Annotated in this window: 21 protein-coding genes, 2 other RNA genes and 1 pseudogene; 12 read left to right on the plus strand and 12 right to left on the minus strand. The window is 41.3% G+C overall.

The window, feature by feature from the left end; genetic code table 11:
- The first annotated feature begins 15 nt into the window (after positions 1–15).
- Genes PY04_RS01540 through PY04_RS01550 form a run of 3 tightly spaced genes read left to right on the plus strand, consistent with a single transcriptional unit; the run spans position 16 to position 2732 of the window.
- Positions 16–963 carry a beta-ribofuranosylaminobenzene 5'-phosphate synthase family protein gene (locus PY04_RS01540; protein WP_014733419.1) on the plus strand — a complete coding sequence of 316 codons (948 nt, stop codon included), beginning with the start codon at positions 16–18 and terminating at the stop codon, positions 961–963.
- Entirely contained in the window at positions 956–2107 is a 1152-nt protein-coding gene (locus PY04_RS01545; protein ID WP_014733420.1) for a DUF1464 family protein, read from the plus strand. Before PY04_RS01540 ends, PY04_RS01545 begins: the two co-directional genes overlap by 8 nt.
- 40 nt (positions 2108–2147) lie before the next feature.
- Complete coding sequence (locus PY04_RS01550) at positions 2148–2732, plus strand: indolepyruvate oxidoreductase subunit beta (protein ID WP_048055885.1); 585 nt, start codon at positions 2148–2150, stop codon at positions 2730–2732.
- A 69-nt stretch (positions 2733–2801) separates the two neighbouring features.
- Here the strand turns inward: PY04_RS01550 and PY04_RS01555 are convergent, their stop codons facing one another.
- Positions 2802–3959 (minus strand): MFS transporter, encoded by a 1158-nt coding sequence (locus tag PY04_RS01555; protein WP_048055886.1) that lies wholly within the window; start codon positions 3957–3959, stop codon positions 2802–2804.
- 88 nt (positions 3960–4047) lie between these two features.
- Between PY04_RS01555 and PY04_RS01560 the strand changes: the two genes are divergently transcribed.
- From PY04_RS01560 to PY04_RS01575, 4 genes are read left to right on the plus strand one after another with little or no spacing between them, the layout of a single operon-like run.
- Positions 4048–4962: a phosphate uptake regulator PhoU gene (locus tag PY04_RS01560; protein ID WP_014733423.1), complete on the plus strand. Its 915-nt coding sequence runs from the start codon at positions 4048–4050 to the stop codon at positions 4960–4962.
- 52 nt (positions 4963–5014) lie between these two features.
- A complete protein-coding gene (locus PY04_RS01565; protein WP_014733424.1) occupies positions 5015–5932 on the plus strand; it encodes an isoaspartyl peptidase/L-asparaginase family protein in 918 nt (305 codons plus the stop codon).
- Positions 5932–7092, plus strand: coding sequence for an MFS transporter (locus tag PY04_RS01570; protein WP_014733425.1), 1161 nt, complete (start codon positions 5932–5934; stop codon positions 7090–7092). Before PY04_RS01565 ends, PY04_RS01570 begins: the two co-directional genes overlap by 1 nt.
- Positions 7085–8017, plus strand: a complete 933-nt coding sequence (locus PY04_RS01575) for a radical SAM protein (protein ID WP_014733426.1) — start codon at positions 7085–7087, stop codon at positions 8015–8017. Before PY04_RS01570 ends, PY04_RS01575 begins: the two co-directional genes overlap by 8 nt.
- Here the strand turns inward: PY04_RS01575 and PY04_RS01580 are convergent.
- The 3 genes from PY04_RS01580 to PY04_RS01590 are packed head-to-tail and all read right to left on the minus strand — an operon-like array spanning position 8009 to position 10044.
- Positions 8009–8593: a potassium channel family protein gene (locus tag PY04_RS01580; protein ID WP_014733427.1), complete on the minus strand. Its 585-nt coding sequence runs from the start codon at positions 8591–8593 to the stop codon at positions 8009–8011. The two genes, PY04_RS01575 and PY04_RS01580, sit on opposite strands and share 9 nt — an antisense overlap.
- On the minus strand, positions 8571–9197 hold the full coding sequence (locus PY04_RS01585) for a potassium channel family protein (RefSeq protein WP_014733428.1): 627 nt from the start codon (positions 9195–9197) through the stop codon (positions 8571–8573). The genes PY04_RS01580 and PY04_RS01585 overlap by 23 nt, the downstream gene beginning before the upstream one ends.
- Before the next feature lie 55 nt (positions 9198–9252).
- Positions 9253–10044 carry an SDR family oxidoreductase gene (locus PY04_RS01590; protein ID WP_014733429.1) on the minus strand — a complete coding sequence of 264 codons (792 nt, stop codon included), beginning with the start codon at positions 10042–10044 and terminating at the stop codon, positions 9253–9255.
- Between the two features lie 64 nt (positions 10045–10108).
- Between PY04_RS01590 and PY04_RS01595 the strand changes: the two genes are divergently transcribed.
- Both PY04_RS01595 and PY04_RS01600 read left to right on the plus strand, forming a co-directional pair.
- The gene (locus PY04_RS01595) at positions 10109–10729 is read left to right on the plus strand and encodes a hypothetical protein (protein WP_048055887.1); all 621 of its coding nucleotides are present in this window, start codon (positions 10109–10111) and stop codon (positions 10727–10729) included.
- Positions 10730–10732: 3 nt separating this feature from the next.
- Positions 10733–11536 carry a hypothetical protein gene (locus PY04_RS01600; protein WP_014733431.1) on the plus strand — a complete coding sequence of 268 codons (804 nt, stop codon included), beginning with the start codon at positions 10733–10735 and terminating at the stop codon, positions 11534–11536.
- Here the strand turns inward: PY04_RS01600 and PY04_RS01605 are convergent.
- Both PY04_RS01605 and purC read right to left on the minus strand, forming a co-directional pair.
- Positions 11533–12189 (minus strand): TIGR00266 family protein, encoded by a 657-nt coding sequence (locus tag PY04_RS01605; RefSeq protein WP_014733432.1) that lies wholly within the window; start codon positions 12187–12189, stop codon positions 11533–11535. The genes PY04_RS01600 and PY04_RS01605 overlap by 4 nt on opposite strands.
- A gap of 48 nt (positions 12190–12237) precedes the next feature.
- Complete coding sequence (gene purC, locus PY04_RS01610; RefSeq protein WP_014733433.1) at positions 12238–12942, minus strand: phosphoribosylaminoimidazolesuccinocarboxamide synthase; 705 nt, start codon at positions 12940–12942, stop codon at positions 12238–12240.
- Positions 12943–13036: 94 nt separating this feature from the next.
- Here purC and purF point away from each other — a divergent pair, with 94 nt between their 5' ends.
- On the plus strand, positions 13037–14365 hold the full coding sequence (purF, locus tag PY04_RS01615; RefSeq protein WP_014733434.1) for an amidophosphoribosyltransferase: 1329 nt from the start codon (positions 13037–13039) through the stop codon (positions 14363–14365).
- A gap of 22 nt (positions 14366–14387) precedes the next feature.
- Here the strand turns inward: purF and asnS are convergent, their stop codons facing one another.
- Positions 14388–15692, minus strand: a complete 1305-nt coding sequence (gene asnS, locus PY04_RS01620) for an asparagine--tRNA ligase (protein ID WP_014733435.1) — start codon at positions 15690–15692, stop codon at positions 14388–14390.
- 110 nt (positions 15693–15802) lie between these two features.
- An RNA gene (locus PY04_RS09445) (C/D box small nucleolar RNA) lies at positions 15803–15859 on the minus strand.
- A gap of 170 nt (positions 15860–16029) precedes the next feature.
- Between PY04_RS09445 and PY04_RS01625 the strand changes: the two genes are divergently transcribed.
- Both PY04_RS01625 and PY04_RS09450 read left to right on the plus strand, forming a co-directional pair.
- Positions 16030–17070 carry a hypothetical protein gene (locus tag PY04_RS01625; RefSeq protein ID WP_048055888.1) on the plus strand — a complete coding sequence of 347 codons (1041 nt, stop codon included), beginning with the start codon at positions 16030–16032 and terminating at the stop codon, positions 17068–17070.
- A gap of 31 nt (positions 17071–17101) precedes the next feature.
- Positions 17102–17159, plus strand: an RNA gene (locus PY04_RS09450) — C/D box small nucleolar RNA.
- A gap of 85 nt (positions 17160–17244) precedes the next feature.
- Here the strand turns inward: PY04_RS09450 and PY04_RS01630 are convergent.
- The 4 genes and pseudogenes from PY04_RS01630 to psmB form a co-directional block, all read right to left on the minus strand.
- A pseudogene (locus tag PY04_RS01630) lies at positions 17245–20064 on the minus strand (STT3 domain-containing protein); the annotation flags it as partial.
- 4 nt (positions 20065–20068) lie between these two features.
- Entirely contained in the window at positions 20069–21865 is a 1797-nt protein-coding gene (gene glmS / locus PY04_RS01635) for a glutamine--fructose-6-phosphate transaminase (isomerizing) (RefSeq protein WP_014733438.1), read from the minus strand.
- A 125-nt stretch (positions 21866–21990) separates the two neighbouring features.
- Complete coding sequence (locus PY04_RS01640) at positions 21991–23046, minus strand: hypothetical protein (RefSeq protein ID WP_014733439.1); 1056 nt, start codon at positions 23044–23046, stop codon at positions 21991–21993.
- Positions 23047–23062: 16 nt separating this feature from the next.
- The gene (gene psmB / locus PY04_RS01645; RefSeq protein WP_014733440.1) at positions 23063–23656 is read right to left on the minus strand and encodes an archaeal proteasome endopeptidase complex subunit beta; all 594 of its coding nucleotides are present in this window, start codon (positions 23654–23656) and stop codon (positions 23063–23065) included.
- Positions 23657–23812: the final 156 nt, after the last annotated feature.

A 23812-nucleotide genomic window follows, 5' to 3' on the forward strand; every position in this document is an offset into this window, starting at 1 on the left:
AGGTGGGGATGTTTCATGAGGATAAAAGCACCTGCCCATCTTCATGCTGGTAATCCGGATCTCAGCGGGGACATGGGAAGGTTGTTTGGCACCGTTGGTTTTGCAATAGCCGAACCCTACCTTGAAATTGAAGTAAGGATAGGAGATAGAGATAAATCAAACGATGAGGATGCCCTAAAGTTTCTAAAAAGGCTTAGAGAGAGGTTTGATTTCCCGCCCGTTGAAGTTGAAATTAGGAGGTACATTCCAAAGTGGGTAGGAGTAGGATTCCACACAACCCTTGCCCTAACTCTGGGAGAGGCCGTTAACAGGATGTTTAACTTAGGTCTTAGTTTAGAAGAGATAGCCCTAACTGTTAGAAGGGGTCTTATAACTGCTCTGGGCTTTTATGCTGTGAAGGTGGGTGGGTTTATAGTTGAGGGTGGCTTCCCAATTGATAGAAGGGAAAAAGTTGTTCCCCCTCTGATATTCAGAGGAGATGTTCCGGAAGATTGGTACTTTGTTGTTGCAATTCCAGAAACCCCTAGAAGGACTCTTGAAGAGGTAAGAAAAAGGGAAGATGAAATTTTAGAGAACTTAAAGAAAATGCCTCCGGAACTTGCTGACAGGCTTTCGAGGATAGTGCTTATGAAGATAATTCCCGCTTTTGTGGAGAAGAACATTAAGGCATTTGGAGAGGGTTTATATCAGTTTAATAATTTGCTCGGACAGTTTTGGAGTGACTATCAAGATAACGTTTATTGCTGTGATATCGTGAATGAGGGAATTAAACTAATGCTTAACCACACTTATACTGCATGTCAAACTAGCTGGGGTCCAACATTTTATGGGCTTGTGGACAGCTTTTCCAAGGCTCAAGAGGTTAAAAGCATAATTGAAAACTTCCTACGGGAAAATGGGGATGGGGGGGAAGTTTTCGTAACTAAAGCCGACAATATGGGGATGGTGGTGCTGGATGGTTAAGGCGATTGGTATTGACTCTGGAACAAAGAGCATGGACATATTTGGATTTGATGATGAAACAGGCGAAGTGATAGTGGACACTGCCGTTGACAGAAATGAGGTAACGAAGAATCCAAGAATAATAATTGACATTCTTAGAAGCGTTCAGGAGGAGTACGGAAAAATAGATGCTATAGTTGGGCCTTGTGGATATGGTATCCCCCTAAAACCTGCAAGGGAAGTTACCGACGAGGAAATAGCGCTGGCTACTTTTATAACTAGGGCTGATGTGGAAAGGAGGCTTAAGATTGTAGGATTAAGAGAATTAATGGTTCTAATGAGAGAAGCAAAGGACTTAAACATATACTTCACCCCAGGAGTTATTCACTTACCAACCGTCCCGGAGTGGAGAAAAGCAAATAGAATTGATTTGGGGACTGCAGACAAAGTGTTTACAGTTGCCCTCTCTATTGTTAGGCACTCCGAAAAGGAAGGGATTCCTTACAATAAGGTAAATCTGATAGCAGTTGAGATAGGATTTGCCTATACTTCAGCAATGGCAGTTAAAAATGGACAAATAGTTGATGCCATGGCAGGAACCGCTGGATTTCCTGGATATCTTGGAATGGGCTTTATGGATTCTGAACTTGCCTATGCTCTTGCAAATGCTCTTGATGACTTTGGCAAGTTAGTCCTGTTTGAGGGAGGAGCCGCTTACATAGCTGGCATCGACCCATTTAGTATATCTCCGGAGGAGTTTGTTAGGCTGGCAAAAGAAGATGAGAACATTGCTAAAGGATACAGGGCGATGATTGAGGCTATAGTTAAGGATGTCTTTGCTATTTTACCGTCAACAAAACCTGATGCAATTTATCTGAGCGGTAGGTTTTCGAGAATTCCTGAGTTCTTTAAGGATGTTAAAGTTGCGTTGGAGGAGGCGTTCTCTTCTTATGGGTTCTCCATAGAGGTTAAAAAACTCGAGAGCAGAGCAAAGGCCAAGGAAGCTGCTGAGGGAAGTGCAATTATTGCAAATGGAATTGCGGGTGGGATGTATGAGGAACTTATTGAGGTTCTGAGACTTAGAGAAAGTTCGGGAGGAATATTTGACTGGGTTTATCTTAAGGAGAGAGACAAACTGAGAATTTTTGAGAAGCTTGAGCTTTAACTTTATATTTTCCTTCCCTTAGATATTTTCGGTGGATGAGATGGAGTTCAATTTAATAATAGCTGGAGTTGGAGGTCAGGGTGGATTAACACTTTCTAGGATCATAGGGAATGCGGCGATGGTAGAGGGGTACAGGGTTAGAATAGGAGAAACACTCGGAATGAGCCAGCGCTATGGTAGCGTTTTAAGTTATATGAGGTTCGGAGAGAATGTCTACTCCCCTCTAATAGAGGAGGGTAAGGCAAATTTGATGCTGGCTCTTGAGCCAGTTGAAGCTTTGAGAAACGCTAGATTTCTCGGTAAGCAAAGTTACGCCATTATAAATGCGTATCCCATTCACACGGCAACTACACTTGTTGGTAAGGAAAGATATCCAAGCCTGGATGAGATTAAGGAGGCTATTGGCAAGATATGTAGTGTTGACATGATGAACTTCCAGAAAGAGGCGGATAAAATAAACCCGAGAACCCTTGGAGTTGTTATGCTCGGTTATGCATATGGAAAGGGATTGGTACCTTTAAAGAAGGAGAGCATAGTTGAGGGGATAAAGTTAACCTTGAGAGAAAAGTTATGGGATATAAATTTTAAGGCTCTTGAGAGGGGAATTGAGCTAGCCAAGTCTTAGTCTCCTTTATCTTTTTCTCTTGGGATTTGTGTTAACTTTTTCTCTTGAAAGTCTTGCCCTTCAGGGCGGTCAGTTATTATGCTTTATGAAGAACGAGTAAAACAATCCCGTTGCTAGAATGTAGAGCACTGCGGTGGCATAGAATGGATAAGATAGGGATATTGCAAATAGTAATCCTCCACTGTAATTTCCAAGTGCTCTCATGAAAGTTGAGAATGCTCTCCTGATTCCTGCAGCCGTCGCTTTTTCTTCAGTAGAGAAGAAGCCCATCATAAAGGAGTCATTTACTGGCCAGACTATGTTCATTAAAATTGATCTGACAACATAAACTAATGCCGCTAGTAGAAACGTTGGAATTGAGGGAAATATTAGGAATAAAAGTGCTGCACTCCACTGGAAGTATGTTATCACCTTGACAGGTCCAAGTTTCCTTACTAGAATTGGAAGGATGAATGAACCTAGGCCCATCACCAATTGTTGTCCGAAGAAGACCCAGCTTATCTCCTTTATACTTCTCCCGAATCTCATATTGAAGTAAATGCTCATGAAGGGTATAGTTATTCCTGCTCCGAGTCCTATTATAGCACTTGGTAGTGAAAACTTTAGGATTTTTACAACAAGCTCTCTTCTCCACTTTATTCTTTGCTCCTTAACTGGAACATCCCTAATTATGGCTAGGGCTGGTAAAACTATTGCAAATTGGATTAAGGCGAGGGAGAGAATTATTCTGTATGCTATTTCATTTTTAAATCCCATTCCAATAAGGTATTCTGGCAGATGTCCAGCAACTAAAACCCCAAGAGCGTTTGCTAGGGTTCCCAATCCGAAAGAGTATGAGAATAATTTATGCCTCTCTTCTTCGCTTGAGACTTTCTCACTTAGTAGTGCGGAATAGTTTGGATCTCTCAGCCCCATATTGATGCCGACCAGGAAGAACCCAAGAACCAGTGTTAGAAAGTTAAAGGCCAGGATTTGAAGTACCCTACCTAGAGCACCTAAGATTGCGGCAATTATTAGGGTCTTCTTGTATCCAAGTTTCAATGACATTTGTCCAGCGAGAAGGAAGAATACACCTCCCGTTAATGTTTGAACTGAAAACAGTGCCCCCATTTTGTCTGTTCCGTATCCTAGGGCCTTGAGGTAGAAGGGCATAATAAACCATGAGAACTGAAGGAAAAGCTGTCCTACTGCCGTTGCTGCTACTATTACTGGGACATCTTTTTCCATGTTTGTAACGATAGTCATAGCGTTTATAAGATTATCGAAGTGAACTATTTATTTTATAGAGAAATCTAAATATTAGTTGGTGAAATCTATGGAGTTTAGGAAAATTCAGTTTACTGGGAGAAGTTCATATATAGTTTCTCTTCCGAAATCTTGGGTAAAGGAGCATGGATTAAAACAGGGAGACGTTGTTTCTCTTGTAATTAATCCTGACGGGAGCATCACTATTTTTCCGGGAAAACCTAAAGAGACATCTCTTTCTAAGATAATAAGAATGTCAAAGAAGTTCTCTCCAGATATGGCAGTAAGACTTGTTATTTCGGCATATATCCAAGGGTATGACATTATAGAGATTGAGCTTGAAGAAGAGATGCCGCTCTATAAGGTAGTGATTAGGAAGACCCTTCAGAGTCTCCCTGGTGTTGAAATAATCTTAGATGAGCCCCAGAAAATCGTTGCAAAGAGTCTCTTGGATGAGGATGAGATTAATTTAGCCGAACTTCTTGGTAGGATGGAGTCCATTGTGAAATCTATGTTTGGTGATTTAGAACTCATAATCCAGAACCCAGGGGAAAAAGAGTTGCTGAGAGATATCAATGATTTAGAGAACGAGCTTGATAGGTTCTACTTTTTAATAATAAGGGCCGTCAATAGGCTACTTTCTAAAAAAGGAGTCACAGAGGAGAGTGGACTTATAAAAAGAACATTTGACTTGATTGGAATTCTGCTCATAGCCAGGAACATAGAGAGAATTGGTGATCACATAATTAGAATAGCCGAGAATCCAAGTGACGTTAATGTTAGATATATGGCTGAGAAGTTTTCTAAGATGCTTTCTCAAATAGAGACTAAGGACTTAGAAAAAGTGGATAAGCTTATGCTTGAACTAAGTGAAGAGATAAGAAATACTGACTATAGAGCATCAATTGCCATGGACAGTTACAGGAGGATTCTTGAGTACCTTGAGAACATTGGGGAGACCATAATAAACATGGCTATAAGTTAGTCGTTTCCATAATTCTTTTAACCTTTCGACATTGTTAAATATGGGGGTGAGCATGGTAGCTATTATCGTTCATGGTGGGGCTGGAACAATAAGAAAGGAGGATAGAATTCCGAAAGTAGTTGAGGGCGTTAAAGAAGCTGTGTTGGCCGGATGGAAAGAATTAAAGAGAGGGTCTGCCTTAGATGCTGTGGAGGAAGCCGTCAAGGTTCTTGAGGATAATCCCTTATTCAATGCTGGAACCGGGAGTGTCCTTACAATTGATGGTAAAGTTGAGATGGATGCAGCAATAATGAGAGGAAAAACTCTCGAAGCGGGGGCTGTTGCTAGTATATGGGGGGTTAAGAATCCAATAAGTGTTGCGAGAAAAGTAATGGAGAAAACAGACCATGTTCTATTGGTTGGCGAAGGAGCAGTTAAATTCGCACGGCTCATGGGATTTCCGGAGTATGACCCAGTAACCGAAGAAAGAAAGAAACAATGGAGAGAACTTAAGGAGAAGCTCTTAAAGGGAGAAGTTAGGCATTGGAAAAAGCTTGGTGAGTTAATAAAGGAGTATCCAGAGGTTTTAAGGAGTACGGTTGGTGCAGTGGCCTTTGATGGAGAAGAGGTAGTTGCTGGAACATCCACTGGAGGAGTATTTCTTAAGATGTTCGGAAGGGTTGGAGATACGCCACTCATTGGGGCAGGAACGTATGCTAATGAAGTAGCAGGAGCATCTTGTACGGGTCTGGGTGAAGTGGCCATAAGACTTGCGCTAGCTAAAACTGCCACAGACTTCGTTAGACTCGGAATGAATGCACAGGCTGCGAGTGAAGCTGCAATAAGTCTCGCAACGAAGTACTTTGGGAAGGATACAATGGGAATAATTATGGTAGACTCTTCAGGCAACGTTGGTTTTGCCAAGAACACGAAGCACATGAGTTATGCATATATGAAGGAGGGCATGAAAGACCCGGAGGCTGGGGTTTAGTGTTGAAGAATTTATGGTTCCTCAACTTCTCAACATTCTTTTTCTTCTTGGGAATAAGCCTCTTAAATCCGCTAATATCACCTTATGCCATAACCCTCGGGGCTCAACCCTTTATTGTAGGCCTAGTTGCAGGGGTTGCTAGTGCTATTTCCCTGTTTTCTAAGCTCTTTGGGGGTTACATTGGGGATAAGGGGTATAGGTTCCATGCAATGTTTATTGGAAATATTCTTGGAATTATCGCTGGATTCTTGTATATCCTCTCCGGCTTTCTGAATAGCATACTAATATTTGCAATTGGAAGGGCTATTCATGGGTTTGCAATGGGGATATTCTTTCCATCCTCTTTATCATCTGCTGTAGACTTGGCCCCTAAGGGGAGAGTTGGAGAGGCATTGGGCTGGAGGGGTATGATGTTCTCTTTGGGGAATATTATTGGACCTGCAATTGGTGGATTTATCTCTGATAAGTTTGGCTTCTCCTCAGCGTTCGTTCTGACCGTTGTATTTTCTGCAATAGGGGCCGTTTTTGTTCTCTCTGTTTGGAAGGATGTTGGGGAGATTAAGGTTGAAAAACATGAGACTCACTCTGGATACAAGGAGCTCTTAAGGCCATACTTTATTTCTGCTTCATTGGCCTTATACTTCATTTCTATGGCCTATTCTGGTGTTGTAACCTTCTTACCAGCCCTGTATAAGGTGGTTGGCCTTGGTCAAGGAATTTTTGGTTTTTACATGATGTTAATGGGCCTTTCCTCATTCTCAACGAGAGTTGTGGGAGGGAAAAGTGCCGATAGGATAGGTCCCATTCCAGTTGCGAGAATTGGAATATTTGGGGTGTTTATTGGTTATTTAATTCTTCTGGCTTTCAAGTTTCCTCCCTACTCCTATATACCAGCAATCATCTCGGGTGCGGGATTTGGGCTTGCCCTTCCGGCTCTACAGTTTATGGCGCTTGCGCGACTTCCCCAAAGGATAAGAACAATGGGATCAAGTATATATACGATGTTCTTTGACCTGGGAATGCTTTCTGGTCAGGTAGCTCTGGGGTATGTGGCTCAGCTCAAAGGTTATGAAGGCGTTTTTCCTGTTGTGGCGTTCCTTCCAGTAGTATCCCTTATAATAGTTAATGTCCCTCTGTTATGGAGGGATAGAAATGGTTGAAATGATTAGGGTTTCCTATGGAACTGCAATAGCCATGGGGCTCATTAAGGCGAGACTTTTGGCTAGGCCAACAACTGCATATCTCATGCTTTATCATCAGGGAAAGTGTATGAACGATTGTAAATTCTGTCCTCAGGCAAGGTCAAGTAAGGCTGGAAGTGAGAAACTGTCGAGGGTTACTTGGCCTGAATTTCCTATTGAGAGGGTTAGGGTTTACTTTCCTAATGGTAATTTTAGGAGGGTGTGTCTACAAACTATTGATTACCAAGGGATGATAGATGATACACTAGAGATCCTGGGCATGTTAGCTGATTTTAATGTCCCTATTTCTGTCTCTATAACTCCAGTTCCTAGAGATGTGCTTGAGGAGTTTAAAGAGCTTGGGGTAGATTATATAGGAGTTGGTCTTGACGTTGCTAGTGAAAGAATTTACAAGGAAATTAAAATTTCAAGGCACTCTTGGGCGGAGATGTGGAGATTTTTTCATAATGTCGTGAAAGTCTTTGGGAGGGGAAGAGCTGTCGTTCATTTAATAGTTGGATTGGGAGAGACAGATAAAGAACTCTTAGAGACAATTCATAAGGTGTATGAAGAAGGGGGATTAGTTTCTCTCTTTGCCTTTACACCAATTAAGGGAACAGCTTTGGAAAACTTGGCTCCTCCCCCAATAGAGAGATACAGGAAAATACAGGCGGCTCATTACCTTATAAAAACTGGTGTCGCTGGATTGGAAGACTTCGAGTTTGATGAGAACGGTAATCTAATAAGGTTACCGAAAGTAGACATACCAGCCATTGCCTTTGTAACCCAGGGATGTCCCTGGTGTAATAGACCCTATTATAATGAGAGACCAGGTAAAGAACCCTACAATTTCCCCGATGTGGAGCTTGTTGATGTTGAAAAGATTAAAAGAGAGTTAATCTAGCTCCTCTTCTTCAGATCTTTCGTTTGAGAGCTCTCTCAGTTTGTCAATTCCAGCACCAACGGCTATTAGGATATCATCCTGCTTTATTACCTCGTCGCTTGAGGGGTTATATATGTATCTATTTCCTCTCTTTATTGCAATTAGCCTTACTCCTATTTTTGATGGAAGTTTAAGCTGCTTTAGACTCTTACCTATCAGAATTGACCCCTCGTGGACTCTAACTCTTCCAATTTCCTCTTCTACATCGTGCATTATCTTCCTTATTATTGGATGAGGCTCCACATCTCTAAGGATTATGTCTGCTATTTCATATGCTGAGTCGCTTATCTGTTCATTAATTGTGGCCATTTCTATTACGCTCAGCATACTTTCTGGATCGTCTAGGTTTTTTGCTGCCCTTAGCGCCAGTTTCTTAACCTTTAGGGTAAGCTCATCTATTTTTTCTTCAAGGAGATAAACTTCTTCCGCTATTTCTTCGCTGTTATACATTACTGAAGAGAACGCTAAATCGACCATCAAAGAGGATAAGTTTCTCATTTCAATAAGGCAGTCTTTAATCTCTTCCAATTCTTTCATTTCCAATCACCCTAATTATCCCCCTGGCTATTTCCTTCAGTTGGTCTATTGAAGTTCTCGTCCCTCTACCTATCAGAATATCTCCAGCTCTTATTTTGAAGTCCTTGTCTGGTCCAAATATCCATCTCTTTCCCCTTCTTACTGCTATTATCCATACTCCAGTATTCGTCGCTAGCTCAAGCTCTCCGAGTGTCCTTCCAACTAGAACAGACTCTGGTGTGACTACAATCCTTCCTATTATTTCTTCTCCTTCGAGGATAGTTTCTTTTATTATCGGATGCAACTCAACTCCTTCAAGGACCATTTTTGCTAAATCTCCCGCGGCGTTTGATATGTCTTCTATTGCATTTGCCATTTGGAGTATTGTGGTTGCTTGTTCTGCTTCTTTAACATTCCTTGCCGCTAGAACGGTGTGTGTCATGAGCTGATAGTTAAGTAAGTCTATTCTCTCTTCGAGCTCAAGTACTTCTTCTGCAATCTCTTTATCTCCAAAGAGAATCGATGCGTATGCAAGATCTATCATGAGTTCAACAGTGTTCTTCATTTCAATAAAGATCTCTTTGACGCTCTTTGGCTCGTACTTAAATTCTTCAATATCTTCCATCTTTACCCTTCCCCTCCACTAGAAACTCTAACAAAAAGGTAAATTAAGTTAACGTCTAGAATACGGAATTCAGCCTTCCTCCATCAACTGGGATCATTGCCCCATTTATGTATGAGCCCAAATCACTAGCGAGAAATGCGACTAGATATCCTATCTCTTCTGGCTTCCCGAGCCTGCCTAATGGGATTGGCTTTGCATATTCTTCTAGCGCTTCTTCTAAAGTCTTACCTTCCCTTTGGGCTCTATCTTTTGCTAGTTGAATCACTCTATCAGTTTGGATTATTCCAGGCATAATTCCGTTAACTGTTATTCCTTTTGGCCCAAGCTCCTTTGCTAATGTTCTTACTAACCCTGCGAGGGATATCCTCACGACATTACTTAGAGCGATATTGGGAATTGGCTCTTTTATAGCTACGCTGGTTAGGTATATTATCCTGCCAAAGCCTTTTCTCTCCATTCCAGGAACGAGTTTTCTTGTCAAATACACTGCTGGATATAGGAGTAATTTTACCGCTTCCTCCCAGTCGCTCATTTCCATTTCCATAAAGTATCCTGGCTTTGGCCCTCCTGTTGAGTAGAAGAATATATCTGGATCCCCAATGTTTTCTACCTCTTTAACAGCTTTCTCGAGATCTTCTCTTTTTGTTAGATCAGCCACTATATAGCTTACATCTACATTGGCTACTTCTTTTATTTTATCCCTTGCCTTCTTTAGGTTCTCTTCATTTCTGGAAAGCAGTATAACGTCTGCTCCTGCCATTGCAAGGACTTTTGCAACACCAAACCCTATTCCTTTGCTTGATGCTGTGGTAAATGCGAGCCTATTAGAAAGGTCGATCTTTATCATAGTTCCACCCATTATACATTTGGGTTAGCAAATACTTTTAAGAAATTCGGATAAGTTTGTGTAGATGACAAAGCAACAAAATATCTTAGATCTCTTAGACATTGAGGCGAGAAAGTTTGAAGAAAGAGCGAAAGTATTGGAAGAGGTTATTATCAGGAGCGAAAGCTCTCTTGTTAAGAAGTATGAGGATAAGCTTAGAAGAAGAAATTCATATTTGCTGATATTTTTAGGTTTGATGATAGTTATCCAAGCAATTGTAATCTTAATTCTTAGGTGGAAATATCCTATACTTGGAGTTAAAATGAGCAGGATTTTAATTGTCTTCTTAATCCTTGTTTTTGGATTGTTGCTCATAGGTGTTTTGTTTGGCCAAGAGAAAGAGGTTGATGAGGGGGATCTAAAGGAGAAGATGAATGCTTATCGTATCGTTGCTAAAAAATTCTACAGGAGACTTAGAGAGGCTTTAGAAAACGAGGATATGGAAAGTATTAAGGGGATAGCCGATGAGATACTTGAGGATCCCATTTTTGGGAAAGCTCTTCAGGTAGCTAACATTGGAGACCCTAAGGTTGTTGCTTACATTCTATATGTTTATTTGAACAGGGAAAGCTTAAGTAGGGAGGAGATTGAGGAAGCTAAGAGACTTGCTCCCGGACCTTTAGCTAAACTATTTGAGGGTGAATGAAAGATGAGAATAATGGTTTCATCAAGAAACTATATGAATGAGCTGTCAAAGCTACTCAGCAAAGCTGGAATTATGAACAAAACCAGGGAAGAGCTAGACTGGGAGATTAGGCATGCCATAAGCATAAAGAAGAAATTCTCAGAGTTGAAAAAGATCGAGATAGCGGAAGTAAAGGAAAAAGTCCGTGAGTTTGAGGCTGTTTACTCTAGCATTATGAAAAAGCTCGAAAAAGGGAATATATCGTTTGAGGATATTGTTGACGATGATATTGTTGCTATAGAAGTTTTGGAGGCATTGGAGAAGGCTGGCGGTATTGAGGTTGAGGATAGTGGCAAAATAAAGCTTGTAAAGAGAGTCCCGTTAGATGATTTAGTCCTTGAAATTATTCTTCCCCTTGAAGATGTTATAGATAAGCTTGAGGAGCTTGAAGAAGTTGGAGGGAAGATAATTACTGAAGTTGCTATAGTTAAGAAGTACTACGTTGAGGTCATGGAAGTCGAGCTCGAGGCCATCCAGAAGGCTATTGAGATTGCGGAGGATTACGCCGATGAAGAAGTTATCTTTGATGCAACCGTCGGTGGTGTTGCCAAGAGTGCGTTGGCGAATGTTATTCTCGATTTAGTAAAAAATGTTAGGAAGAAAGATGAACTTATTGAGGTCTTATCGGCTTTAGAACCAATAACTTTGCCTGGAGATAAGGGGGAGATGAGGATCTACTATGACGAGGATGCTATTGAGGATATCCTAAAAGAGCTTCAGACCCTTGGATACCTAAAAGTAAAGGGAAACAGGATATGGTTCTATTAGGACTTTGGAAGGTGAGGTAAAATCCAGCTCAAGAATCCATCAAGGCTCCTAGTTTGAATATATACGTCTCCAGTTCCACTAAACTCAAAAACGAGTCCTTCCCCACTAAATAGCGTGCTCTTTAGTCCTCCAACTCTTTTTATTGTGAAGTTTATTCCTTCTGTAAATGCTACCATGTGACCAGTATCAACGATTAGGCTTTCATTGTTAAGGCTTATCTTCTGAATTGCACCATAGCTTGAAAGAAAAACTGTGCCATGTCCTTTCATCTCCAAGAGAAAAATTCCTTCTCTACCTATGAACGTCTTTGCACCTCCAAATTTGACATCAATATCAATGTTCTCTGAAGCTGCTATGAACGCTCCACTTTGGGCGTATAGTTTTCCATTGACTTCCATTGCTACAATATCTCCCGGATATCCTGGAGCAAATCCAACTCTTCCTGGTCCTCTAAATATATTCACAAAAAAGCTTTCTCCCCCGAGAACGGATCTCTTTAGGGCTCCTAATATTCCTCCACGGGCCTTAGTTTCAAGTTTAATTGTAGGATCCATGTAGACCATTGCACCAGCCTCGGCTTGGATGGCTTCCCCGTCTCTGAGATTTATTTCAAGTAAAGAAAAGCTTGGTCTATGTTCTATCTTATACTCCATAGTATCACCGAATTATCACTAGAAGTTATGGTTTATAACTATTCTCATTTAGAATTGAGGTTTCTCTCCAGTAAGCCTTTCGTAGAGCTCCTTGTATGCTTCAATTAAGTCCCCTTTATCGAACCTGAAAACATCTTTATCTAAGCTTCTCTTAGTCTCTGCATCCCAGAATCTGCATGTGTCCGGGCTTATTTCATCTGCCAAAATTATCTCTCCTCTCTTGTTCTTTCCGAATTCAAGTTTGAAGTCCACTAAGATTATTCCTCTCTCTGCAAAGAATTCTCTCAGGATTTCATTAACCTTTAGGGCTATTTTTTCCATCTCTTTAATTTCCTCCTCTTTCACGCCTAGAATTTTTGCATGGTAGTAGTTTATCATAGGATCGTGGAGTTCATCGTTTTTGTAGTAAAGCTCAACTATTGGCTCTGGAAGCTCATATCCCTCTGGGAGGGGAAGTCTTTTCTTTAGGCTTCCTGCAACTACATTCCTTACAACAACTTCGAGGGGGTACATTTCAAGTTTTTCTACTATCAGTCTGTTGTCTCCAGCGATTCCAATGAAGTGAGTTTTTATGCCGTGTTCTTCAAGCAGTTTGAATAATCTTGCAGAAATTTGAGCATTCAGCCAGCCTTTGCCCTTAAATTTTGCCTTTTTAGTCCCATCAAAAGCCGTTGCATCGTCTTTGAATTCCATGATGAGCTTATCTTCATCAATGGGTATCATCTTTTTTGCTTTCCCTTCATATATGTCCATGTCTTTCACCATGTTTATGTAAAAATCATAATCCTTTTAAGCATTTTTAGACAAGTAGCCGTCAAAGAAGAGAAAAGCAGAAAGAGGTGAAATAATGAGAGAAAAATGCGGTATTTTTGGAGCTTATGCTCCTGAAGCACCTAAGAAGGCTTATTATGCTCTAATTGCTCTCCAACATAGGGGCCAGGAAGGTGCTGGAATAAGTTTCTGGAAAGGATTTATAAAAACTGTAAAAGGTCGTGGTCTTGTCTCTGAAGTTTTTAAGGAGGGTAGTCTTAATGGCGCCGATTCTCTCCTTGCGATCGGTCATGTTAGATATTCTACGTCTGGATCTTTGAGCGAAGTTCAGCCTATTGAAATTGAGTGCTGTGGATACAGGCTTTCGATAGCACATAATGGAACTTTAACGAATTTTCTTCCAGTAAGGAGGAGATATGAGGAGGAGGGATTTAAATTTAGGTCTTCAGTGGATACTGAGCTGATAGGAATTTCTTTCCTTAGGCATTATGCCGAACTTAAGGACGAGTTTGAGGCCATGAGAGAGGTATTTAGGGAGGTTAGGGGAGCGTATTCCGTGGTTATGCTTTTTGATGGGAAACTTATAGTTGCCCGTGACCCGGTTGGGTTTAGGCCTTTGAGCTATGGGTTTAATGATGGTCACTATTTTGCATCGGAAGATTCTGCTTTGAGAATGTTTGGATTAGAAGTCAGGGACGTTAAGCCCGGAGAAGTTTTCCTGGTTCAGGATGGAGAAGTCCAAAGCAGGATCCTTGAAAAGGCAGAAACGAGGCATTGTGTTTTTGAGTATATCTATTTTGCTAGACCTGACAGCGTTATAGATGGCATAAGTGTTTACTGTGCCCGCTATAGAATGGGGGTTGAACTTGCTAGAGAGAGCCCTGCTGAGGGGGATGTTGTGATAGCTGTTCCTGATTCTGGAAGAACAGCAGCATTGGGCTTTGCTCATGAGAGCGGGATTCCTTATATGGAGGGGCTCATAAAGAATCGCTACATTGGGAGAACGTTTATAATGCCTAGCGGTAGAGGTCTTAAGGTTAAGCTGAAGTTATCTCCCGTTAAGGAGGTTGTAAATGGGAAGAGAGTAGTTTTAGTTGATGATTCCATAGTCAGAGGTACTACAATGAGAAGGATAGTCAGAATGCTAAGGGGTGCTGGGGCGAAAGAGGTCCACGTTAGAATAGCTTCCCCTCCCATAAGGTATCCGTGCTATATGGGAATAGACATACCCACTAGACATGAACTCATTGCAGCATGGAGAAGCGTTGAGGATATAAGGAGAGAAATAGGAGCAGATTCATTGGCGTACCTAAGCATTGAGGGGCTTAAGAGGGCTATAGGTACAGATAAGCTTTGCATGGCATGTTTAACAGGTGAATATCCAAAATGGGCATTTGAATTTTGAGAGGATAAAAAGAAAAAGGCGATCATGGATAAATTCTGGCAGGTGTTCTTGGGAAGAGTGCTGCCCATCTTATGTGGTCGAGCTTTAAGACCCATGCAACTAATCTCTCAACACCAAGTCCGAATCCACTGTGTGGAACGCTTCCGTATCTCCTCAAGTCGAGATACCACTCATAATCTTTTGGATCCATCCCTTCTTCTATTATCCTTTGGACTAGCTTATCATAGTTATCCTCTCTCTCTGATCCACCTATGATTTCTCCATATCCCTCTGGGGCCAGCATGTCGGCTGCAAGAACTTTTCTTGGATCTTGTGGGTCTTCTTTCATGTAAAATGCTTTTATATGCTTTGGATATCCATAAACGAAGAAAGGTCTGTCAAATTCTTCTGTGAGAACTCTCTCTTCATCAGCTCCCATGTCGTCTCCCCATTCTATCTTTACACCCTTTTTCTGCAGTATTTCTATTGCTTCATCATAGCTAATTCTTGGAAATGGAGGTTCAGTGTTCTTTAGAGTTGTCAAGTCATCCCTAAACATTTCGATTTCTTTTCTTCTTAATTCTAGCGTTCTCTGAACCATATAGCTCACTAGCTCCTCCTCGACTTTCATAATGTCCCAGAGATCCATCCATGCCGCTTCAAGTTCTAGGTGCCAAAATTCTGTTAAGTGCCTTCTTGTTCTGCTTTTTTCGGCTCTAAAACTTGGGGTTAGGGACCAAACCTTTTCAAGACCAAATATCGCCGCTTCAAGGTAGAGTTGAGCGGATTGGCTTAGGTAGGCGTATTTGTCGAAGTATTTTAGTTTGAAGAGTGTCGCTCCCCCCTCAACTGCTCCAGTTACGAGGATTGGGGGGAATACTTCGTGCCAGCCCTCTCTGAGTAGCCATTCTCTTGCGGCCATGATTAGGGTCTCTTTAACTTTCATTATTGCAGAAACCTTTGGAGACCTTATGTGTAGATGCCTATAATCTAAGAGAAGCTCGGGGCTAGCTTGATCGGGGTTTTCGGGAATTGGAAATTCACTTACTGTCTGTATAACTTCCAGTTTTTCCACGTGAACTTCTGCCCCTCCGGGAGCTCTCTCGTCTGCTTTGACGATTCCTTCAACTATCACACTAGATTCTCTTCCAAGTTTCTTTGCTTTTTCAAATATTTCCTCTCCGACGACGTTTTTTGCTATTACAGTCTGGACTATTCCAGTTGAATCTCTTATCCAAAGGAATATTTTCTTTCCAACCCTCATGTTGCTGTAGACCCATCCGGCAAGTCTTACTCTTTGTCCATCGAGCTCTGGTTTTATCTCAGAGCAATAGGTTTTCTCTATCATCTTTATCACCTGTGACCGTTACTTGGCATTATTGTTGGCCTTTTATATATAAGTCCTTCGGTTTTTTATCGTAATTTGTCTAATTTTCCGAAACAAAATTGTCAGAAAGAAGGTCAGCGAAGGGCGTGATCATCATCTATTCAGCAAAGCAAAAGTTCTTCATCCCTTGTAGGCCCGGCCGGAACCCCCGGTTCATGGATCCCCGGAGAGGGCGGGAGCCGGGCCCATGTGTTCATTTACATTTGAAAATATAAAACTTTGCGAAAGATGTAAATAGTTATTGGCTGTACTTATTATGATAGAGGGCCTCTTCTTGGGGTCCTTGGAGGTGCTAAGTTTGAAAAAGTTGGCATTGTTAAGCTTGGCGATCGCTGTTCTAATGATCAGCGGTTGCCTTGGAGGTGGGGGGACTTCTACAATAGTTCCCTCTAGTAATGGAGAAGATGAGCAGTACACTCAAACAGAAACACCCGAAACGTCGGAGATCCCTACAGAAACTCAAACTCAAAGTGAAACCTCACAGGAAAAAGCTTCATGGGCTTCTCCCTGGGACATATCCTCCCCTATAACTGTTGATGGGAGATCATACAAGATAGTGGCCATAAAGTATAGGTACAAAGTTAGACATCCTGATTCAGAGAAGGTTTTCGAGTACATAGTTGAGAAGAGAAAAAGCCAAACTGAGATAATGCTCTATGGTGGGGAATTAAATCTTGAGAGTGGCAATGTGGAAAAAGTGGAAATTGGAAAAGTGAAAGTCTATGAGTACTATACAAAATTAACTCCGGTCTCTGGAGAATTTGGTGATCCGGTAGAGTTCTATGTGTGGACATCTGATCCAAGTAGCGTTGATACGTACTTTGCTTATCCCGCCTCAATGACGTTGCTACTAGCACCAGGAGTTGTTGCAACAAAGGTTGCTAGTGGGGACAAGTTTTACATCTTCTACAATCCCCCAGGAATAGGGAACTATGATTATATGCCCTATACGGAGGGAAGTTTGGACTGGTTTAAGAACTCCAAGGATGTTGAGAGTTTGTACTTGAGCTTTATGGTCGTTACAACATTCCCATTCTGGGGAGCTTTGGAAGAGGATAATCTCTACTCTCCTCATGAGGAGTCCTATTCAGTTTTGGGGTTCTCTTATAACTATCGTGTGACTCCTGACTCTGAAGTGTCCATAAGTGAACATACGTATAGAACTTCAAAGGTGGAGTGGACGTACTCTATTCCTGGAGGAGGGAACGGTAAGGGCTCTGCACTTATATCAGCCTCTCTTCCGATCCCAATAAAGCTTGAGGGAGTTTTTGTGTCTCCCCAGGGAGACGGGTGGTATCTTTCTATGGAACTCCTCGAGCTTGGCCTCGAGGAGGCCTGAACCTTTTTAAATTTTTAAGAAAAGAAAAATGTGGGATGATGAATTTTTCCCTCACTCTGAGCTATGATGAGGAGCCGATGCTCTGACCTCAAGCATGACGTATTCCTTCTCTGCTATGAAAACTGGTTCTACTCTTATTCCTCTGATTATAAGCTTGTCTCCGTATTCGGCTTCAAGTTTCTTCTTATAATCACTTATAACGTTCTCGGGCATCTTTGCTTCTACTGTTACTTCATTTTCCCCTTTATGCAGGCTTATTCCTGACTTGAGTTTAGTTATAAAGAACACGTCCATATGAGGCTCAAATGCTGCATTGTAGTCGTCGTTACTTGTTCCGGATTTTCTGACTAGGTATATGAAGGTGGCCCTGAGGTAGAGGTCGGCTTTGTAGTCTTTGTCAACACCAACTTTCAATTCAAGTCTTCCTGATTCTCCATCATTTAGAACTCTAACTGGATTAGCTATCTTTCCATTAACCTTGGGTGGTGCTGTTAGGACTCCAACTGGGCCTTTTTGTACTAGGACAAACTTATACTTATCGGCATCTGGTAATGTGACGTTTACTGTTATTGGTGTTTCATTGAGATGGCTCATGTACTTAATCTCGCCGATCTTTATCCTCTGAATTGTCCTGTTGTCCTTAATTGCATCAATATAAAGGGTTGCGTTTTTTATATCCCTTCCAAAGGCTGAGATGTATAATTTTAATGTATGTTTGCCTGGGGATAGTGTAGTTATGGTTTTCCATGTTCCATTTGTGAATTCTTGAAGCTTGTATATTGCAAACGGTCTGAATTCGTAAATAACAACGTTTCCTTCCTGGTATACCATTTTGAAGTTAGAGAAAAGCTTATCAGTAAATCCGGGCTCTTTGGATGCCGGTATCCCATATGCAAGCTTCAGAAAGTTGCTTGTTGCTACCTTATAATATGAGATTACTCCTAAAGTTGGGGTTAAATAAACAACGAAGGGAAAGCTACCTCCGTTGGTACATGATCCTTGCCCTTTTACCTTTTTGTTTCCCGGTATGAAAACTGTCATCAACGGACTACATGTAGTTGATCCAATCGTTACTGTAACCTGGGAATTGTTGAGTACTTTTATGGAAACTCCATTGTATGGGTTTATGTACTGCTCTCCGAATCTTGGAGCTAAAATAATTGTTGGGATGCTACCTCTTCCTTTTTCATCTCCACTGTATTCCCTCTTTGTTATTGCCCCTCCAAGGTAACTTATTGCATTGAATTTGGCCCAATCGTTTAGGTAAACTATGAAGTAATTTAACTCCCAGCTTTCAAAATCAACTTCGCTGACATTTCCATCTCTTGCGAGGAAGAGTGCGAGGATATGATCTCTATCCCTTGCATGACCTCCATCGGCACTTGCCCTTCTATTTCCAAGGAGGCTTGATTCTATCCAGTATCCATAGTCCCACCAAGAAGTTGCGGTGGCATACTTTGGCGTGTTGTTCCTGAGCCATTTCAATGCCTGTTCCCATCCTGATGTTTCGACCTCTGTTTTGCTCATGGCCTTTGCACTCCTTGCAAGTACAGGACCGTGTGTTATTGGGATCAGTAGAATCATTATTGAGATAACAATTGCAAGGGCGGCTTTTATTCCCACGTTCTCTTTCATCTTCTCTATAACTTCCAGACCATATCCAACAAGAATGCCTGCAAATAGGGCTATTGCATAACTTGCTAAGAATAGGAATCTGACAGCCAAGCTCATTAAGTATATTGACATGACATAGAATGTTATTCCAAGTAGTTCTTTATTTGGACTCTCGCTTTTGCTCCAAAGTCCTATTAGATATAGACTAAGCATTATCAAGAATCCAGGTATGCTAAGGAAGAAGATTAGCCCATTCGCTTTTTCTACACCGTAGTAAAGCTTTATGTCCTGCATGCTTGTCTTTGCGAGCTCTTGAACAGTCTGGTATACTTGCGTTGATTGGTATGCTCCTCCCATAAGCCTAAAGAGCTTAGGGCCAACATATGCATAGGCTCCAGCAAATCCTATGAGTACTATAATGGCAACTACAAGGAATCTATGCTTCTTGTCGGAGTAGTTCAAGAATTTTTCTCCATAAAGCATGACAATTGCTAGGAATACGAGACCAAGGAACACTTCAAATGCGAACCTTATAAAGCTCTGAATCTTAGCAAGTCCAGGGATAGTTAGCAGGTAGCTGAGTATTAGAACTGAGACATAAGCGGGGTAAAATTCTTTGATGAACTTCTTTAGCTCGTCAATTTTTCCAAAGATAAAGAGGGCTATGGTCTGGAGAGATGCAAACCCTAGGAGTACCATTAAGCCAAAGGGAGAACCATTCCAGGCCATTGTGGAAAGTCCGGCTAGAATTACAAAAAGGGCTCCCCACACGGCTTTTCTCTTTATTCTAGCTTCTTCAAGGTAATACAACAATGCAACCATGGAGAAAACGAATAGCATCATAAATGGTCCGTCACCTCTAGCATTTCCCGAGAAAGTTCTTGAAAAGTTTGCCGTAGACACTGCTAGGATTGCAGCGGCCCATAGGCCTGCCCACTCATTGAGAATTTTCCTTCCTAAAAGGTATACACCAATAACACTTAGGAAGCCAACGAACGGAGGCCATAGCAAAAACGCTTGAAACTCGTTGTATCCAAAAGCTGAGAGAATCTTGTAAAATATGGCTGGGAGAATATATAGACCTAGAGGCTCGCCAATCAAGCTACCAAAGGGAGCATCTGACATTGGGTAGTATTTTGGTAGCCCCTCTTTTAGAACAAGCTTATAGATTTCATAGTGATAAAAAGTGTCTGGGTCTGGAAAATACTTACCGGCTGTTAAGTGTCTTATGTGGAAAGCATACCATGCGAAAATCAGCGTGACAATAAATGTTAATGCTAGTTTTATCTTTCCATAGTGTCTAGATATGTTTCCTATTTCTCTCTTTTCTTTTCTATCTTTCTTTTCTCTTTTAACTTCGACTTTTACCAAAGATTTCACCCCCTTACTCAACGGTTACAGATTTTGCTAAGTTCCTAGGTCTATCTGGATTATGACCCTTAATTACAGCTAAGTGATATGCTAATAACTGTAACGGAACAACATACACTATCGGTGATAGCTCTTCTGGAACTCTTGGCATTCTCAGAAAAACATCACTAACGTTAGACAGTCTGATATCGTCTCCTAGGGATATTATATGCCCACCCCTGGCCTTTGCTTCTTCTATATTGGAGAGCATTTTTTCAAACACCTTACCGCTAGGAGCAACAGCCACAACTGGGACTCCCTCTTCTATTAGGGCGAGGGGTCCATGTTTAAGTTCTCCTGCGGATAGTCCTTCTGCATGTACGTAAGCTATCTCCTTTATCTTAAGGGCTCCTTCTAAAGCAGTTGGGACACTTATCCCCCTTCCAATGTAGAAGAAGTCTCTCTTCCCCTTGAGCTCATGAGCAAGTGTTTTTATCTTTTCATCAAATTTAAGGACAGAATCTACTATCTCTGGCAGTCTTGGGATGTGCTTCTCTATACTTTGGACATCGATTCCAATTCTTTTGGCGAGGCTAAGTGATAGTAAAGTTAAAACAGTCAACTGAGTGGTGTATGTCTTTGTTGCGGCAACTCCAATTTCTGGCCCTGCGTGGGTGTAGAGGGTCATGTCAGCGATCCTAGTAGCTAAGCTTCCAACGACATTAACTATTCCAACGACTTTGGCCCCTTTGCTCTTTGCTAACTTCATGGCTGCAACGGTATCTGCAGTCTCTCCACTCTGAGTTATGGCAATAACGAGCGAGCTCTCGTCGATGATATTTTCATATTCATACCTGAATTCACTAGCGTCCTCCACTATGACAGGTGTTCTTCCCATCCTTTGAATCAGGTACTTGCCAACAAGCGCCGCATGATAGGATGTGCCCATTCCAATTATAATTATCCTCTCGTATTTGGATACCAACTCGGCGACTTTGTCAATTACCTCAATATTTCCATAAACGGCATCTTTTATCGCTCTTGGTTGCTCAAATATTTCTTTGAGCATAAAGTGCTCATATCCCCCTTTTTCAGCCATCTCCAATGTCCAAGATATTTCATGAACATGCTTAACCTTGGGCAATCCCGTTACTATGTCCCTTATTTGAAACCAATCCTTATGCACAACTCCATATTCACCATCGTCTAAAAATACGGCCTTTCTAGTATGGGCTAAGAATGCTGGAATATCACTGGCTATGAACATCTCTCCATTTCCTATTCCGATTATCAATGGACTATCTTTCCTTGCAATGTAAAGTCTCTCTGGATCATCTGCAAAGAGAACAACAAGGGCATATGAACCTCTAAGCCTTAGTAGCGTCATCCTAAAAGCATCTTCAAAATTTTTGGTTATTCTCAAGTTCTCTTCTATTAGATGGGCAATAACCTCAGTATCCGTATCACTCTTGAATACATGCCCCTTTTTTAGCAGTTCCTCCTTTAGTTCTTGGAAATTTTCTATTATTCCATTGTGGACAACGGCAATTTTCCCTGTACAATCCGTATGGGGGTGGGCATTTATGTCGTTAGGAACTCCGTGGGTTGCCCATCTTGTATGACCGATTCCAATATTTCCAGGGAGTTCTTGTAATTTGAGCTTTTTAATGAGCTCATTTATTTTTCCGGCTCCTTTTTTGATGAATATCCTACCTTCATAACAAGTTGCAATTCCCGCTGAGTCATATCCTCTGTATTCCAACCTTTTCAATCCTTCGACAATAATCGGAGAAGCCCTTTTTGGGCCAATGTATCCAATAATACCGCACACTCTTTTCCACCATTTGGGGACTATTTTAGAAACTTAAATATCTTATGAGGTTAAAATTAGATGAACAGATTTAAGGAGAAGAGGCGTAGAATAAAATGGCGGGGATGAGCTGGATCCGAACTGATTTAGGATGATGAGGGAGGTACAGCCTGAGCCTTCAGAATTACGAATTTTCCTTCTCTTGCTATATTATACCTTGCTATCTTAACGCCGTAGGAAAGACTTCTTATTGCTTTTTCAAATTCCTCGCTAGCATCTTCTGAGGAAAACTCTACCTTCCAGAACAAGGTTAGATTTTTAGTCAGAACGAGCTTATCTCCACTCCAGCTCTTTGCAATTTTCAGTGCTTCATTCCAGTCGTATACCTGCCATGCAATTAGGAACACATAATACGCTCCTAACGTGTCTTCAATTATTCCACTCTCGTTAATAGTCACATTTTTGGGTGCCCATCCTTTTAGGTATAGCTCCGGAAACATGACAACTTTTGTTGAGGTTGGAGGATTTCTGTAGGCTTCATTAACTAACTCCCACCCACCCTTTTGGTAAAGGAATTGAACGAACTTATCTCCAAAAACGTACGGAAACACATTTAGGCTCCAATATAGGTATCTTTTACTTATATTTGTAATTTTCACGATTTTTATCCCATTTCTCTTGCAAAACATATCTGCAACGAGGTCTGCATCCCCTTCAACTAGGGCTCTAATTGCTAATGTTTCATCCAGGGTACTTCCAGAATATGTGGCGTTTAGGTTTCTTTGAAGGATGTGCGTGAGCTCGTGTGCAGTTGCTCGTAGTGCAACGTCTCCCGACTCCAAGAAGTTCTCTCTAATTATATAGATTTTATTACCGACCGTTGCCGCTATCCATCTTGCTGTGTCCTCTTTCTCTTCTTTGTAGAGGCTTGCATCTTGGGGAAGGATGAACGTTATTTTATAAATCAGCTCCCACAGTTTCATTTCTTCCGTAGGTTTGGGAGGAGAGAACAGAAGTTTTGCTTCGTCCCGAGTGATTATTATAACTTTTGGCCTTTCTTTGAATTGTAAACCCCTTATCTCCTGAACCTGTTCCTCAATGAATGTAATTTTCTTTAAGACTTCATCAGGAGGGGATATCGAGGAGAGAGATTGAAATAGGATTATAAAAATAAGAAGGGTGCAAATATATGTTTTCTTCATGCTTTCAGGCTCCAGATTAGGTAGTTACAAACTCTTCTTTCATTCCCTCCTTGGTTATCGTTACTACCTGCACCTTCTTACTTCCAGTATATACGTCCCTTTTTCCTGCCGCCCTCACCGCTTTTATTGCGAGCTCTTTGGCTTTTTCTATTCCGAGATTCTTTCTGTATCCCTCTTCCAGAACTGCTATTGCAAAGGGTGTTCCTGAACCTGTTGCGGTATAATCGTCGAATATGAGTCCTCCAAATGGGTCGAGGTTTGCTATTGTTGGTTCATCAACATATCCCCCAATTATTATCTGAACCAAATAGGGAAACCATTTGTGCTCGTTCAAAATATTGCTCAGAAGGTTTGCCATGGCCTTTGTGCTCATTGGTCTTCCCCATGTGAAGTAGTAGTATCTTGCTTCGGCTTCCAAAATTCTGGCTAGAACTTGAACATCTCCAACGCTTCCGGCTGTTGTGATGGCTATTCTATCTGTTATTGGGATTATCTTTCTTATATTCAGCGTTTCCACCATGTGATCTAATGAAGCTTGAGTATCAGCGGCTAAAACTACACCATCTTTGACCTTAATCCCAACGGTTGTTGTCCCTGTCTTTCTCTCCATCTTTCCCACCTATATTCATAACCTAAGCCTTCTGTTTTTAACTTATCTGTTGTCTTCTTCAGAATGCTATTAACTTCTGCAAAGCTATGAAGGATGAAAAATTCTCTGACATTATTGGCAGTTTTCCAAAACAATAAGAATTGTCGTATGTTCAAA

The sequence above is a fragment of the Pyrococcus sp. ST04 genome (assembly GCF_000263735.1).
Classification (GTDB): Archaea; Methanobacteriota_B; Thermococci; order Thermococcales; family Thermococcaceae; genus Pyrococcus.